This is a genomic window from Desulforapulum autotrophicum HRM2 (assembly GCF_000020365.1).
In the GTDB taxonomy this organism is placed as follows: Bacteria; Desulfobacterota; Desulfobacteria; order Desulfobacterales; family Desulfobacteraceae; genus Desulforapulum; species Desulforapulum autotrophicum.
This window is the reverse complement of record NC_012108.1, coordinates 3,343,269-3,358,645: the sequence shown is the minus strand read 5'-3', so window position 1 is coordinate 3,358,645 and position 15,377 is coordinate 3,343,269. Positions and strand designations below refer to the sequence as shown.

The 15,377-nt window shown below is 50.8% G+C and carries 15 protein-coding genes; 10 read left to right on the top strand and 5 right to left on the bottom strand.

Annotation, left to right across the window (positions count from 1 at the left end):
- Positions 1 to 161: 161 nt before the first annotated feature.
- Both HRM2_RS14610 and HRM2_RS14605 read right to left on the bottom strand, forming a co-directional pair.
- Positions 162 to 1,160 carry a phosphagen kinase gene (locus HRM2_RS14610; RefSeq protein ID WP_187149254.1) on the bottom strand — a complete coding sequence of 333 codons (999 nt, stop codon included), beginning with the start codon at positions 1,158 to 1,160 and terminating at the stop codon, positions 162 to 164.
- Between the two features lie 34 nt (positions 1,161 to 1,194).
- Positions 1,195 to 1,380: a hypothetical protein gene (locus HRM2_RS14605; RefSeq protein ID WP_041273287.1), complete on the bottom strand. Its 186-nt coding sequence runs from the start codon at positions 1,378 to 1,380 to the stop codon at positions 1,195 to 1,197.
- A gap of 266 nt (positions 1,381 to 1,646) precedes the next feature.
- On the opposite strand from HRM2_RS14605, the gene HRM2_RS25350 reads away from it, so the two are divergent.
- The 10 genes from HRM2_RS25350 to HRM2_RS27725 all read left to right on the top strand — a co-directional run bounded on the left by HRM2_RS25350 (position 1,647) and on the right by HRM2_RS27725 (position 12,222).
- Positions 1,647 to 2,261 carry a TetR/AcrR family transcriptional regulator gene (locus HRM2_RS25350; protein ID WP_015904803.1) on the top strand — a complete coding sequence of 205 codons (615 nt, stop codon included), beginning with the start codon at positions 1,647 to 1,649 and terminating at the stop codon, positions 2,259 to 2,261.
- 128 nt (positions 2,262 to 2,389) lie between these two features.
- The gene (locus HRM2_RS14595) at positions 2,390 to 3,364 is read left to right on the top strand and encodes an AAA family ATPase (RefSeq protein WP_015904802.1); all 975 of its coding nucleotides are present in this window, start codon (positions 2,390 to 2,392) and stop codon (positions 3,362 to 3,364) included.
- 5 nt (positions 3,365 to 3,369) lie between these two features.
- The gene (locus HRM2_RS14590) at positions 3,370 to 4,248 is read left to right on the top strand and encodes a DUF58 domain-containing protein (protein ID WP_015904801.1); all 879 of its coding nucleotides are present in this window, start codon (positions 3,370 to 3,372) and stop codon (positions 4,246 to 4,248) included.
- Complete coding sequence (locus HRM2_RS14585) at positions 4,249 to 4,791, top strand: hypothetical protein (protein ID WP_015904800.1); 543 nt, start codon at positions 4,249 to 4,251, stop codon at positions 4,789 to 4,791.
- A complete protein-coding gene (locus HRM2_RS14580) occupies positions 4,784 to 5,782 on the top strand; it encodes a vWA domain-containing protein (RefSeq protein ID WP_015904799.1) in 999 nt (332 codons plus the stop codon). Before HRM2_RS14585 ends, HRM2_RS14580 begins: the two co-directional genes overlap by 8 nt.
- Before the next feature lie 8 nt (positions 5,783 to 5,790).
- The gene (locus HRM2_RS14575; protein WP_015904798.1) at positions 5,791 to 7,587 is read left to right on the top strand and encodes a VWA domain-containing protein; all 1,797 of its coding nucleotides are present in this window, start codon (positions 5,791 to 5,793) and stop codon (positions 7,585 to 7,587) included.
- Between the two features lie 4 nt (positions 7,588 to 7,591).
- Complete coding sequence (locus HRM2_RS14570) at positions 7,592 to 10,081, top strand: BatD family protein (protein ID WP_015904797.1); 2,490 nt, start codon at positions 7,592 to 7,594, stop codon at positions 10,079 to 10,081.
- Between the two features lie 113 nt (positions 10,082 to 10,194).
- Entirely contained in the window at positions 10,195 to 11,103 is a 909-nt protein-coding gene (locus tag HRM2_RS14565; protein WP_015904796.1) for a dihydroorotate dehydrogenase, read from the top strand.
- Between the two features lie 22 nt (positions 11,104 to 11,125).
- Positions 11,126 to 11,665 carry an isochorismatase family protein gene (locus tag HRM2_RS14560; RefSeq protein WP_015904795.1) on the top strand — a complete coding sequence of 180 codons (540 nt, stop codon included), beginning with the start codon at positions 11,126 to 11,128 and terminating at the stop codon, positions 11,663 to 11,665.
- 416 nt (positions 11,666 to 12,081) lie between these two features.
- The gene (locus tag HRM2_RS27725; protein ID WP_232364033.1) at positions 12,082 to 12,222 is read left to right on the top strand and encodes a hypothetical protein; all 141 of its coding nucleotides are present in this window, start codon (positions 12,082 to 12,084) and stop codon (positions 12,220 to 12,222) included.
- Positions 12,223 to 12,280: 58 nt separating this feature from the next.
- Here the strand turns inward: HRM2_RS27725 and HRM2_RS14555 are convergent, their stop codons facing one another.
- The 3 genes from HRM2_RS14555 to HRM2_RS14545 form a co-directional block, all read right to left on the bottom strand.
- Positions 12,281 to 12,934, bottom strand: coding sequence for a putative metalloprotease CJM1_0395 family protein (locus HRM2_RS14555; protein WP_015904794.1), 654 nt, complete (start codon positions 12,932 to 12,934; stop codon positions 12,281 to 12,283).
- A gap of 99 nt (positions 12,935 to 13,033) precedes the next feature.
- Positions 13,034 to 14,113 carry a succinylglutamate desuccinylase/aspartoacylase family protein gene (locus HRM2_RS14550; RefSeq protein WP_015904793.1) on the bottom strand — a complete coding sequence of 360 codons (1,080 nt, stop codon included), beginning with the start codon at positions 14,111 to 14,113 and terminating at the stop codon, positions 13,034 to 13,036.
- A 6-nt stretch (positions 14,114 to 14,119) separates the two neighbouring features.
- On the bottom strand, positions 14,120 to 15,376 hold the full coding sequence (locus HRM2_RS14545; RefSeq protein WP_015904792.1) for a RimK family alpha-L-glutamate ligase: 1,257 nt from the start codon (positions 15,374 to 15,376) through the stop codon (positions 14,120 to 14,122).
- Position 15,377: the final 1 nt, after the last annotated feature.

Below are 15,377 nucleotides of genomic sequence, written 5' to 3'. Positions count from 1 at the left end.
TTGTCAAGGAAGGCAGATGGCCTGTATATTGCAACCTCCGAAATCAAACCTGATTATACTACACTCTGGTCAAAAAAATAGCAAGGAGCTACCCGTAAACGCACGAATTCCTTTTTAAATGAATGCAACTACGATGGTGATAGAGATCGTTATATGCTCATTCAGGAGAAACGTTCGTCAGTCATAATGGCCTCTAACCCATGCTGAAGCATTTCAACGCATTTTTTTTCTGTTATGCCCAGTCGATACCGGTTGCTGATGTCGACCACATCGTTTTCAACCCCTGTCTTTTCTCCATGGGTCCCCCGGATCTGGAGGAGATATCTCGCTGCTGCTTCATGGATTGCCTGTCCCCGTGTCTTAAAGCCGGATAACCGGACATGGACGCCGGCCCGCATTCCTGTCCCAAGATTGGAGGGGCAGGATGTGAGAAATCCCAGGTGGGGATCACAGGCAAATGTTAAACTTTGTTCAAGGTCTGCCATGGCCCTTGCAAGGCGGTTGTATGTCTTTTCAATACCCTGTGAAGGGGTCTTCTGGGGGCGATCCATTGAAATGATTCTTAAATGGTCTTCCTCATTGATCCATACGGCAAATTTATGATCATTGGATACAAAAATTCCCCTTGAAGCGGGCCAGGACCTGTTGATTCCTGCCGCCTCCATGAACCGATCCCCGCGTCCAAACAGTAGATGTTCGTGTTCAAACGTCATTCTTTGAGTTTTGGTTAACTCACCCAGGGGGAAATATCTTCCCTTGAGGTCTCCTTCGAATTTTAAAAGTGCATCAACCGCAAGTTGTTCAACCCTGGAGCGATCAGCGTTGCCGACATGGGGGGGGAATGGAATGTCTGCTATATTTCTTGCAATGCGAATTCTGTAGGAAAGAATTTTATGGTTAAAAGGTGGTGGGGGGGCATCGTCCATGGGGCTCAGATCGGATGGATGGATGCCGTCAATTGAAACCCCGTGGCAGGTCTCAATTACAGGTCTGAAAATTTTGGCAAACGTTTGGTAGGATTCTCCATCACCAGCGTAGATTCCAACGGATGAATCCGGGTTCTTAAGGCCAGATTCAACGGCTCGTTCCAGGGTAAATCCGCTCTTTGTCTGGAGGCTCTTAAGCTCATTGAAAAGTTCCGGGGTCAAGTGTTGCTTCATAAGAGAGGGGGCTTGCATGGGTGTCACAGCCGTTCTACCGAAAGGACGATCGCTGGCAGGAGACCCCACGGGCGAGCAGCGTTCTCACCGTGTCAAGCAGCTTGCACTGATCATGGCATTCGGGAATGCGTTTATTTTCCTTGCAGGTGAGGCAGGGGCTTTTTTTGAGATATCCCAGTTCAAAGTCAAACACATCCCTTTTTTTGGGATTAGTATCCATTACATTTCTTCCTTCAAAGGCGTTAATTCAACATACGCTTTAATCCTTTGGCAACATAGCAGTCCTGGCAGTATCCTGTCAATAAAGCAATGTCCTTTGCAGGGGATACTGACTGTTCCATGCCTGGACAATACTTTAAAATGGGTTCACCCCCAGGCTTTTGTTCCACTGAGATTTTTTGTTGTTACTTATTAAAAACAATGATAGGTGTTCTCTATAAATATCAACATTCTTGTTTTGATGCACAAATTTCAGGGAGACATCCAATGACTACAGAATCCAGGTTTGCAGAATTAAAGGAAAGGGAACGGGAAGCAAGGAAACAAATTATCATTGAATCTGCGCTGTCTCTTTTTTTAAAAAGACCTTTTTACGATGTGGGCATGCGGGATGTAGCAGATGAGGCAGGTGTCTCTCCGGCGACCCTTTATCGATATTTTCCAAGCCAGGAGGATCTGTTTATCGAGGCGTTTCTCCAGGATATCTCTGCGGTGAGCAAACAGTTCAAAGCCCTGGTTAAGGGTGATGAACCTGCCACCATTGAAGATTTTGCCGTGACCTTTGTCGAGCATCTTTTTGAGAATGAATCGACTTTCCAGATGATGACCTATCTCATGCTCAAAGATAATCTTGCAAATCCTGCCATGGGTAAGTTTGACTCGGTCACCAAGGTCTTTTTTGATGGTTTTGCCGATTTCCTTGAGCGTCTCGGCGTTAAGGAGAATGCAAGGATTTACTCCCATTCATTTATTGCCTCCATCACCGGAATTATCATGACCTTTAGAAATCATCCGTTCAAGAAAAAAGATCTGGTCCGGGCGCATATCTTGAAACTGACCCGGGCTACGGCTGATATGTATACCAAGCAACTTTTGAATTAATCGATTGTTTAACCCCCATTCTGTTTTTTTCCTGATAGCCCAAGCCTGCCTTGACACCTGCGTCAACTGTTAATATATTAGCCTCGAAATTATACAACAGCATCAATTGCCTATACTGCCGGGGAACTATGGAGCAACTTAAAAAAGAGATTCAAGAACAGCATCAGCTTATCAACAGAATACGACAGGAAATAGCAAAAGAGTTGGTCGGTCAGACAGACCTTGTGGACGGGCTTCTGGCCGGAATTTTATCCAGCGGTCATATTCTCATTGAGGGTGTTCCTGGACTTGCCAAGACAAGTGCCGTCAAAGCCCTTGCCTCAACCATACAGGCTAGGTTCAAGCGTATTCAGTTTACCCCAGACCTTTTACCGGCTGATCTCATTGGTACCGAGATTTATCGACCCAAAACCGGGGATTTTGTCACAAGAAAGGGACCGCTGTTCAATAACATCATCCTTGCCGACGAGATCAACAGGGCACCGTCAAAGGTGCAGTCGGCCCTTTTGGAGGCCATGCAGGAGAACCAGGTGACCATCGGCGACACCACCTATGTGCTTCCAAAGCCTTTTCTGGTTCTTGCCACCCAGAATCCCATTGAACAGGAGGGGACCTATCCGCTTCCAGAGGCCCAGGTGGATCGTTTCATGCTTAAAATTATCATCGACTATCCTGACCGAAGCCAGGAACTTGATATTCTCAATAAATCCGGTTTCAGTGTCAAGGATCCGGTTGAAGCGGTTATGGATACGGCCCGGATTGAACAGATGGCGGGTCTGGTCCGGCAGATATACGTTGATGATAAGCTGAAAGAGTACATTGTCGACCTTGTCCTTGCCACCCGGCAACCCCAGAAATATGGGATGAAGATTGCCGAATATGTTCAATTCGGGGCCTCGCCCAGGGCCACGATATTTCTGGCCCAGGCGGCCCGGGTAAGGGCTTTTCTCCAGGGAAGGGCCTATGTGACTCCCCAGGATATTAAAATTGCTGCGCCAGACGTTTTGCGCCATAGAATCATTCTTTCGTTTGAGGCCGAAGCTGAAGATGTCACAACCGACGAAATCATAAAAACAGTGTTTGATTTTGTTGAGGTGCCCTAGGTTTTATGATTCCCGGCGAGATAATAAAAAAGATAAAGCGGGTTCACATCAAGAGCCGACGCTCGGTCAATACGGCCATGGCTGGGCAGTATCGATCTGTTTTCAGGGGGTCGGGCATCGAGTTTGAGGAGGTAAGGGAGTACACGCCCGGAGACGAGATCAAGTCCATTGACTGGAAGGTGTCGGCAAGGCTTGGCCGCCCGTTTATCAAGCTGTACAGGGAAGAGCGGGAAAGTGTGGTTATGCTTGTCATTGACATGAGTGCCTCCCAGGGGTTTGGGACCTTTTCCGGCCTTAAACTTGAAAAGGCTGCTGAAGTGGCCTCGGTTCTTGCCTTTTCCGCCATTAAAAACAACGATAAGGTGGGCGTTATCTTTTTTACAGACCAGGTGGAGAAGTATATCCCCCCAAAAAAGGGCACGGGCCATGTGTGGCGTCTGATCAAGGAGATATTTACCTTTGTTCCCCAGGGCCGGGGTACTGATATTTCTGCAGCCCTGGATTTTCTCGCCCGGGTGTCAAGGAAAAGAACCACCACCTTCATGATCTCTGATCTTCTGGACGTAAACTTTGACAAGCGCCTCAGGTGTGTTGTTCCGCGCCATGAACTGATTGCGATTCTCCTCTGCGATGACGGCGATTTTGAACTTCCGGGCCAGGGAATTGTGACCCTCTCCTGCTTTGAAACCGGAAATATGGTTCTCCTGGACGCATCAAACAAGGCGACTCGGACCTTGTACCGGGACCGGAAATATGCCCGTTATAATATCATTCTTGAGACGCTCAAGAAAAACAAGGTTGACTGTATTGAGCTCAAAACCGATGCCCCTGTGTCAGATACCCTTCAACGCTACTTCAGGCGCAGGGAAAGGCGGATAAGATAGATGCAGGATATCCATGATATCAGACCCCCGGTTCAGGTGGGGATGGACCCGTTTTTCCTGAAGGTTGCGCTGATTGCCCTGGCCTTGATGCTTCTGGTGTGTGTGGCCCTGTTGGTTTACCGATACCTCAGGCGAAAAAAGTCGGGACCCGGCACGAACCTGCTGATGCTTCCCATGCCCCTTCCTCCCCTGGAAACGGCCCTGAGCGAGTTGGGCTGCCTGGATGATCTCATGGTGACCCACCCAAGGTATTACTACTTCCGGCTTACTGAAATTATCAAACGGTTCATTGGCAAAGCGTTTAAAATCAAGGCTTTGGAGATGAACACCCAGGAGCTGACCTCAGCCCTCAGGGAGGTTGGTCTTGACAGGGGACTGTTCGCTGACACCCGGGAGTTCCTGCTCTGTGCAGATATGATTAAGTATGCAGGCCAGGTGCCTTCGTCCCCAATGATGAAGGGGCATCTTGCCTTTGTCAGAACCTTCGTCACCCGGGTTGGGGAAAAAAACGAGGAAACGACCGTGGAGGAAAAAGATGTTTAGGTTTGCCTCCCCGGGGTTTTTGTCCCTCATGCTCTTTGTCCCCCTGGTCATTGTGTTCCGTTCAAAACGATCAAACCCGGTCAGCATCAAAATATCAGATCTCTCCATGTTCAAGGAGTCGTTGACAACCCCTGCACTGATGGTTTCAAAGCTGCTGCCCCTGATCAAGTACTGTGCCCTTGTCCTTTTAATCATTGCCCTGGCGCGGCCCCAATGGGGTACCAGAAAGATGAACGTCAAGACAGAGGGAATAAACATCATACTGGCCCTGGATCTTTCCAAGAGCATGGCGGCCCTTGATTTCAAGCTGGACGGCGCCATTGTTAATCGACTTGATGCGGTTAAAAATGTTGTCAAGGATTTTATCATGAAACGCAGTGGTGACAGGATCGGCATGGTGGTGTTTGGGTCCGAGGCCTTTACCCAGATGCCCTTAACCCGGGATTACGATACCATTGCTTTTGTTCTGTCACGCCTTAAAATTGGTGCAGCAGGGCCGAGCACGGCCATTGGGGATGCCATGGGTATTTCCCTTAAACGCCTTGAAGACGTCAAGAGTAAATCCAACATCGTTATTCTGCTCACCGACGGCAAGAGCAACAGCGGTGAGATCACCCCGGGGGCCGCCGCTGACATTGCAAGAGAACGTGGAGTAAAGGTTTATACCATCGGGGTCGGGCAGCGGGGTAAGGCACCTTTTCTGGTGAATGATCCATTGTTTGGCCAGCGGTATGTCTACCAGATGGTGGACATGGACCATGAAGCTTTGAAGGAAATAGCCGACAAGACCGGGGGAGCTTTTTTTGCAGCGGCTGATACGGATTCTTTGAAAAAAATCTACGACATGATCGATTCCCTTGAAAAGACCGAGGTTGAGGTCAAAACCTTTGCTGAGTATGATGATCTCTACTTCTGGTTTGCAGGGGCCGGTCTGGCACTACTCTCTTGTTTTGTTGTTCTTTCAAATACTAGATTATTGAGGATTCCATAAAATTTAAGATGAAGCTTTCCAATCCCCATATGCTCTATCTTGTCTGGCTCGTTGTTTTGCTTGTCGGGGTCATGGTTTACGGCAACCTGAAAAGGGCCAGGATCCTGGCCCGGTTTGCTGCACCCAAAGCCCTTGAAACCATTGCCCCCGGCATAAACCCTGGAATTCGATGGGCCCGGATCGTTTTGATCACCCTTGTCCTTTTCTGCCTTGTGGGTGCCCTGAGCGGCCCCCTTGCGGGGTTCAGGTGGCAGACGGTTGAACAAAAGGGGGTTGACATCATGATCTGCCTTGACTGTTCCAGGAGCATGCTGGCCCAGGATATCAAGCCCACCCGGCTCGAACGGGCAAAGCGGGAGATCATTGATCTCATGGGGATGATCCAGTCCGACAGGGCAGGGCTTGTGGCCTTTGCCGGCCGAGCCATCCTTCAATGCCCCTTGACCCTTGACCACAGTGCCTTTAATCTTTTTTTGAACGCCCTTGAACCCGATTATCTTCCCGTGGGCGGAACGGATCTTGGCGGCGCCATTGAAACTGCCCTCAACGGGTTTGAAAAGGAGGTAGAGTCTGAAAAGGCCATTATTCTCATCACCGACGGGGAGAACACCACTGGTGATTCCATTGAAATGGCAAAAAAAGCGGCTGATCAGGGGGTTAAAATTTTCTGTATCGGTGTTGGCAGCCCGGAAGGGGCTCCGGTTCCAGACAGTGCCGGCGGGTTTAAAAAGGACCGGTCAGGCAAGATCATCATTTCACGGGTGGACGAGCCAGCCCTTAAAAAAATAGCTGCCATGACCCAGGGCGTTTATGTCCGTTCCGTTGCAGGGGACATGGATCTTGACCGGATCTACGATCAGGAGATTCTGGGAAGAATGGAAAAAAAGACCCTCAAGAGCGGCAGGCAAAAGGTGTGGGAGAACAGATTTCAATGGCTGCTCATCCCTGGGATTCTTCTGCTCATGATAGAAATGATGCTCGAAAACAACCGCAGGGGGATCTTTTTTTCGGCCGTTCTTGTTCCAGCCTTTTTTATCCTTAATTCCGGTGTCTGCCATGCCGATGCGTCAGCAAGCGTTAAAAACGGGATTAAAGCCTATGATGCAGGCGATTATGACCAGGCGGAAAAACATTTTATCGATGCCCAGCTGGATCGGCCGGACATGGCTGAACTTTATTACAATATCGGCGGGGCTGCCTATAAAAAGGGAGATTTTGATGCTGCTGTTAAAAATTTCACCCGGGCACGCCAGACCGATGACCCTGGCCTTAAACCCAAGGCTATTTACAATCTTGGCAATGCCCTGTATCGTTCAGGCAACCTGAAGGCCGCCATAAAGGCCTATGAGGAGCTTGTCTCCCTTTCACCGGAAGACAAGGAGGCCAGGGAGAATCTTGAATTTGTAAAGAAAAAACTTGAAGAGCAGCAGAACAAGGACCAGCAGAACAAGGACCAGCAGAACAGAGATCAACAGAACAAGGATCAGCAGAAAAAGGATCAGCAAAGCCAAGACCAGAAAAATAAGGATCAAAGGAACAAGGAACAGCAGAGTCAAGATCAACAGAACCAAGACCCGCAAGATCAGGGTCAGCAAGATCCGGGACAGAAGAAAGAACCTCCCAAGGATCAGGACCGCAAACCCGATGGTTCACCATCCCAGGAAAAAGGGCAGGTGAAAGAGGACCAAAGCCCTGGACAACAAGACATTCAATCCCGTGAACGGATGCTTAACCGTCTCAAGGATAAACCAGGACGGGCCATGATGCCGGCTTACGGCGGTGGCACGGTGACCAAGGACTGGTAAAAAAATGTTTCAAATAATTGCTCAAACCCAATATGGAATCAGGATTAAAAAGTTCGTTCTTTGTGTCCTATTGCTGGTGGCCATTCCGGCCCGGGTGTTCGGTTTTTCAGTCGAAGCCCAGGTTGATGCAAACCAGATCTCCCAGGATCGTTCCCTGACCCTCAACGTGATTGTCAAGGGCGGTGACGCCCTTGTGGATACTTCGGTTATCAAGGGGTTTAAAGTGGTGCCAAGGGGGACCAGTACCAGCGTGAGCATCATTAACGGAGCATATTCTAGGAGCGTGACCCATCAATACCTGCTCACGGCGGAACAGCCTGGCACCTTGACCATTCCTCCCCTGCCGGTGACCCTTGACGGGGAGATCGCCTACACCGATGAAATCCGGGTTGAGGTTGTCAAGGGCCAGGTGACCCAGACCGCTTCCAGGGATGTTTTTGCACGTTCAACCCTTTCGCGTACAACCCTGGTGCCCGGTCAGCAGGCAATTTATACTTTCAGACTCTACAGCGCCGTGCAGGTAGCAAATCCCCGTCTTGCCCATCCGGAGTTCAAGGGGTTTTCCGTCAAGCAGGCCCCTGACCAGGAAAGTTTTAACGAGACCGTGAACGGCCGTTCCTACACGGTCACGGAACTGACTTATGTCCTTGTTGCGGAAAAACCGGGAACCCTTGAAATCGAACCCTCAATTGTGACCTGTGACATACCGGTTGCCGGTCAGAACAGCCCGTTTAATGATCCATTTTTTGGTAATCGCCTCTTTTCCATGGGCCGCCATGAAACCCGGCGGTTTGCAACAGATTCGTTCCAGGTAACGGTCAAGCCCATGCCGGTTCCTGGAAAAGGGGTGAATTTTTCAGGGCTTGTGGGCCATTTCAGCCTTGGGGCCGGACTTGACCGCACATCTGTGCGAGCAGGGGATTCGGTCACCCTGACGGTGACAGTTTCTGGAACGGGAAACGTCATGGATGCCCCAATCCCGGTGGTGAACCTGCCCGACTCGTTCAAGGTTTACGAGGATGTTCCCCAGGAGAAAATCACCCTTACCCAGGAGGGATATAAGGGGGACAAGACATTTAAGCAGGCAATCGTTCCCGTGGCACCGGGAGAATTTTCCATTGAACCGGTTACGCTCACATATTTTAATATTGACACACAAGATTATGAGACCCTTTCAACCCCTGGATTTTCCCTTACCGTTGAGTCTGCTGCCCCAGGGGACACCCCTGTAACCCAGGCGTCCGCAAAAAAAGCCGAAGAAGAGGTTAAAAAACAGGCGGTTGAATTCATTGGCGACGATATCCTTGCCCTGAAGGAGGGAGCCGGGGTGCTCGTTGCCCAAAGATCCCTTTCTTTAAATCGCTTTGTCCTGCTTCTTGCACTGCCGCTTGTTTTACTGCTCGTTTTCCGGGTCGCAAATAATTTCTTCAAAAAAGAGGAATCCTTTGCCTCTCTCATGGAACGAAAGGCAAGGCAAGCTCTTAAAACCGCCGGGACAAAGAATTTGCCGGATCAAGACTTTCTTCGTAATCTTTATATGGCCCTGGTTGCAAAGGTGCGTTCCAGGGGCAAACTGCCTGGAGAGACCATAACTGCCGGGGAAATTTCACAGATCCTGTCAGGTGCAGGTTGCAATGACAGGCAGATACAAGCGGCCATAGCCATGCTCCACGACATTGAATCGGCCCGGTATGGTGGTGCGTTGTTTGATTCAAATCTGAAAAAAAATCTCCTCCAGCGGGTCAAACAACTTGCCCTTTGCATTGTCTGCCTGGGCTTTTTTGCTGCTGTGCCCGGGCCGGGCCGGGCCGATGATTCCGGGACCCTTTTTCTACAGGGGGTTAACCTGTATAAGGCCGGGCAGTTTCAAGAAGCAGCCGTCGCATTTGAAAAAGTTGCTGCCAATGGTATTAAAAATGGCCAGTTATACTACAATATCGGCAACGCCTGTTTAAAGGCAGGAGACCTTGGCCATGCCATCCTCTGGTATGAGCGGGCCGTGAAACTGACGCCCCGGGATCCGGACCTTAGATACAACCTTGACCATGCAAGGGGCCTTGTCACGGATGTTGCGCCAGAACGAAATATTGATATCCTGTCGCTCATTTTTTTCTGGGACAATTATCTGCCTATAGGAACGGTCGCCTATGGTGCTGTTTTTTTGTGGTTCTGTTTTGTTGTCCATATAGGGGTTCGCATGTTTCGGAGAAAAAGGGTGTTTACCCTTGTTGGTTCGATCCTTTGTGTTTTATCGGTTGTGGTCGTTGCAACGGCATTTTTTAACTATTATCACCAATATGCACAGTCCCAGGCCATCATCCTTGCCGATGGGGCCCCGGTACGATCAGGATATTCGGACGAGGCGACCGAACTTTTTATTCTCCACGCCGGAACAAAGGTGCGGGTGGAACGGGCAGAAAAGGCGTTTCTGAGAATTTCATTTTCAAAGGATAAGGTGGGCTGGGTTAAGGCCTCTTTGGCCGGCATTATATAGTGTTTGAACGAAAACTCACCCCTTTGCTGCGTTGTTTCACAAAGTTAGCAAATTATAAATCGGGCCTCACGTACTACAGTACGCTTCGGTAAGTTAGGGAAAAAAGGAATACAATGAATACAGGTGTCGACATCAATGGGGTTCAGCTTGAAAACCCTGTGATCACAGCCTCGGGGACATTTGGATATGGGGCAGAGTATAAGGATTTGATCGACCTTAATGCCCTTGGTGGCATTGTGGTAAAGGGAGTGTCGTTAAAGCCCTCCACGGGAAATCCCATGCCAAGGGTGGTTGAAACCCCGGGCGGTCTTTTAAACGCCGTGGGTCTTGAAAATGTGGGAATTGAAGGTTTTATCCGAGACAAACTCCCCTTTCTCCAGAAGCTCACCTGCCCCGTATTTGCCAACATCTACGGAAAAACCGCTGAAGAGTATGCACAGCTTGCCGCAATCATAGACAATCTTCCTGGAATAACAGGCGTTGAGGTAAATATCTCCTGCCCCAATGTTTCGGCCGGGGGCGCAGCCTTTGGTGTTGATCCAGAAGCTGCTCTGGAGGTGGTCCAGGGGGTCAGGCAATCAACCTCAAAGCATGTCATGGTAAAGCTCAGTCCCAATGTGACAGATATTACAACCATCGCCCTTGCCGTAGAAAGGGGCGGGGCTGACTCGATTTCCCTGATAAATACCTTGACCGGGCTTGCAATTGACGCTGAAACTGCAAGTCCCATGCTTGCAAATATAACGGGCGGGCTTTCAGGGCCTGCCATTAAACCTGTGGCCTTGAGAATGGTATGGCAGGTGGCAAAGGTGGTAAAGGTGCCGGTCATCGGTATCGGGGGGATCATGACGGCAAAAGATGCCCTGGAGTTTATCATTGCCGGAGCAACTGCCGTCCAGGTGGGAACGGCCACCCTGGCTGATCCCGACGCCCCGTTAAGAATCGTAAAGGGAATCAGACAATTCATGCAGAGAAAAAAGATTGCGCGACTTTCCCAGATCAGGGGAACGCTCAGGGTTTAACCGATAACCACAGGGGGATACCATGTTTGAAATTGATCGTACCGTTCTGCTGCTTATTGATGTCCAGGGCAGACTTGCCGAGATGATGTATGAAAGAAATGAACTTTTTACCAGCCTTAAAAATTTGTTAAAGGGGATGGAAATTCTTGATATTCCAGTGGTCTGGATGGAACAGCTGCCTGACAAGCTTGGCAGTACAACCCCTGAAATCGCGGAAATCATGGCGGGCAGTACCCCCATTGCAAAGCACAGCTTCAGCTGTCTTCTCAACCCTGAATTCACCCGGCGGTTTGAAACCCTCGGCCGCAACCAGGTGCTCCTCACTGGCATCGAGTCCCATATTTGCGTATACCAGACAGGGCGGGATCTCATTCAGAAAGGATGTGAGGTTCAGATCGTAACCGATTGCGTCTCTTCACGTACTAAAGCCAACAAGGATCTGGGCATCCAGCGTATCCGGGATGCAGGCGGTGTTGCAACCAGCTGTGAGATGATTCTTTTTGAGCTGATGAAGGAAGCCCAGGGTGAGGCATTCAAGAAAATTGTAAAGCTGATAAAATAACCGGCACGGCCGGAGCGAGGTATGACTCTGGCCTCAACGAATTTTGAAACACCTTCATTGATAATGCTTTGGTGAGTGTTTCATATAACCCACATGTCCTGGCGGACACAACGAAGCATGAAACACGATGATACAGGGCTGGCAATAGTACCATTCCGCCCTCTTTGGTTACCCTGACCGGAACGGTAAACGTCGGGGGGGTTTTTGCCCTTCCAGACTAAAGCGCAGGAACTGCGGGCTAAAGTCCTCAAACAGTCTGCGCTTCTTAACGCCTGGAAGGGCAAAAATCCTAACCCCTTTGGTTTACAATGTTCCGGTCAGGGAAACCAAAGAGGGCTCTAAAGTCGAGACTTTCACAATGATGTTTCGACAAGAGTTTCTTATAAACCCACATGTCCTGGCAGACACAACGAAGCATGAAACTCGACAGTAGTAGGCAGGCGGGAACGGGTGTTGCCCTGAACGGATTAAATGGCAACGGTGGACACGAGGTCCAAGGAGTTGCCATTTCCCTCGGAGCAGGCCATGGACGGCCTGCGAGAATAAGAGAAGGGTAACACCCGTTTCCGCCTGCCGGTCGAAACGAGTTTCATATAAAAAACGTCCGGCATCAGATCATGCGCTGATATTTATCCCTGTTCCCCTGGAAGGCGTTTCTGATGCCATGTTGGCATAGGCTGTTGCAGCGGTACCGGTGCCGTGGGCAGTTGCAGTGCCATCCTTTGCACTGGCGCTGCTCTGGGCCGTCACCAGGGCCATGATTTCAGCAGCTGCCTTTGCTGCAAGTGCTGTGGCACTGGCAGCAACTTTTCGATCCTGGGCCGATGGGGATGCCGGTGCCAGGGCTGCGGCCTTAATTCTTTGCATTTTTTGGGCTGTGGCCCTTGGATCGCCTGGAATGGCCGAGGTGTCGATGGAGACTTCGCCTGCAACGGCATAGTTTACGCCGTCTGGACCCCGTTGGTATTCGAGCTTTGCCCCTGAGGTGATATATTGGCCACCTGCTGCAATGTGGGCCATTTCATGGGCTCTAACCTCGGTATCTGCTTTCTTTAATTCCTGGATGAGCTTTAGATCCCTTTCCGTAAGGGCTTGGGTGCTGGCTGGTGATGTTTCCCCGGATTGGGATTGCTGTTCTTCCTGTTCCCTGCTGGCGGAGGAAGCAGGGGTGGCACCCTCTGCTGACTTTTCTCCCCCCATGGAAGAGGGCGGAAAAGATTGAACAAAACCATTTGTGGGAACGCCCTGGGAAGGGGTAATGGCTGCCATGGTTCAACTCCTGAAACCGGATAAATAAACAATACCCATAATATTAGGATAATATAAGAGGGGTAACCTTTTTTTCAAGGGAAAAAAAGGAATAGCTTTTTATTCCATGGGTGGTTCCACAACCAGAACGCTGGATGCAAGCTCTTCAGACACCCGCTGTTCAAGACCGTCGTCTTCCAGCCTGATCCGTCGAAGTTCAGACGGTTTGGACCCCCTGGGAAGCTGACCCAGGTTGCAGATGGGCTCTCCCGGGCTGATGGCCGGCAGGCTTGTCATGCCCATCACAACCGAGTTAAACGGGGCATGAACAGTCTCTTGTTCCTGGCCAAGAATGGTCGTGTTGGTAGCAAGGGGTGCCCCCTTTTCGATGATGTCGCCGGGCTTTACGTGGAACTGCAAAAAACCACCCTGCTCGGCTCGTATCCATTTTGATTTGTTGATAATTATCTGATAATCGGGGGATTCAAGATTTCCGTCGGTCATGTCCAGGCTTCGAAGGACATTTTTTATGCCCCGCACGATTGTTTCTACAATGCCTGGTTCAACCTTGAGCACCTCGCCGCCCTCCATGATAATGGTCGGGCATCCGGCAAGGCAGGCCTCCCTGCGAAACGATCCCCGGGGACCCTTTGTGTTGAGGATGATTTCAGTACCAAAGGCTTTGGCAAGCTTTTTAACCGGGGCCTGGGTCAGGTCACCCCTGACGTTGGGATAGTTTGTGCGCCGGGTTGAGGCCGTGTGCAGGTCAATGCCGTAATCGCATCTGGACACAATCTCTTCAAAAATAGTGCTTGCCAGGCGGCTTGCAAGGCTTCCCTTGGGGGACCCTGGAAACGACCGGTTTAAATCCCGACGATCCGGCAGATACCTTGAATGGCGGTCAAAGGCCAGCAGGTTGAGCACCGGAACAAGGATCAGGGCACCCCGGTCCAGGTGGAAACTTTCGTCCTGGATCAGGTGGCGAACGGCACCGGTGCCGTTGATTTCATCCCCGTGCAGGGCTGCGGTGACAAAAACTACCGGGCCGTCTTTTTCAGCACGCCGAATGTGTATGGGGATCTCAACGGGCAGGCCGGTGTAGCTTTCGCTCATGGCAAGGGTGACGTTGTGGGCGGAACCCGGAAGGATCTGTGTGTCAAACCATTGGTCAATGGATCTTTTATTTTGCGAAAGTGTCATGGTCGGTTAGTCTTCCTCTGCTTCCTGTGGAAAAATGGAGGGAGGGGTTGATTTCCCCTCTTTGAAAACTTCGTCAGCCACGGGTAAAACCGGCAGATCCTTGACCTTTGGACGGCGTTTGCGGCGGACCTTTGCCGGAATAAGATCCCGCATCAGGTCAAGCTTGCCAAAGCACAGGAGCCGGTCACCGGCCTGGAGTTGGCGATTGGATCGGGGGTTTGGAATGACGGTAGTTCCCCGGTAACGGGTCAGAACGGTGATGTCCTTGTCCCGGAGTCGGGATTCCTGGATGGTTTTGCCGATGTATTCCGAGCCCACGGGGATGTAAATTTCTGCTACCCCATACCCCTGGCTTACGGTGAGGCGCTGGCGAAGGTCTATTTCGGGAAAATCGATCTGGGCTGCAATATAGTCGATAATGGCGCCTGCAATGTCAAGCTGGGTGCATGCTTCAATGCCCTCAAGCCCGGGAGAAGAATTTACCTCCACCACCTGGGGGCCGTTTTTGCCCTCGAGCAGGTCAACGCCGGCCACTTTCAGGCCCATGATCTGGGCTGCCCGGACGGCGGTTTCGCGGTACAGGGCATCCAGAATGACAGGTTCGGTAAGCCCGCCCCTGTGAACGTTGCTGCGGAATTCCTGGCCCTGGGCAACGCGGCGCATGGCACCCACCACCTGATTGCCCACCACAAAGGCCCTGATATCCCTTCCCTTGCTTTCGGCGACAAATTTCTGGATCAACACGCTCTGTTTCTGGCTCTGGAGCAGCTCAATGATGGCTTCGGCAGATGAAACCGATTCTGCCAGAAGCACGCCGATCCCCTGGGTCCCCTCTATGAGCTTGATAATTACCGGGGCGCCGCCCACCCTTTCGATTGCCGGAAGTACATCTTTTTTGTCCCGGACAAAGGTGGTTTGGGGGATGCCTATGTGGTGTCGACTCAGGATCTGGAGGCTGCGCAGTTTGTCCCTGGAGTTTGAGATGCTGGCCGATGAATTGGCGCAGAAAACATCCATCTGCTCAAACTGGCGGACGACTGCTGTACCGAAATAGGTGATGGATGAGCCAATCCTTGGCAGCACCGCATCGTAGGAAGAGAGACGTTTCTGGCGAAAATAAAGGTCGGGCTTTCCCTGCTCAAGGTCAATGGCGAACTTGAGGGTGTTGAGCACCTTGACCTGGTGTCCCCGTTGTTCGGCCGCTTCCGTGAGGCGACGGGTGCTGTAACATTTGGGGCTGCACGATAGAATTGCAAGTTTCATA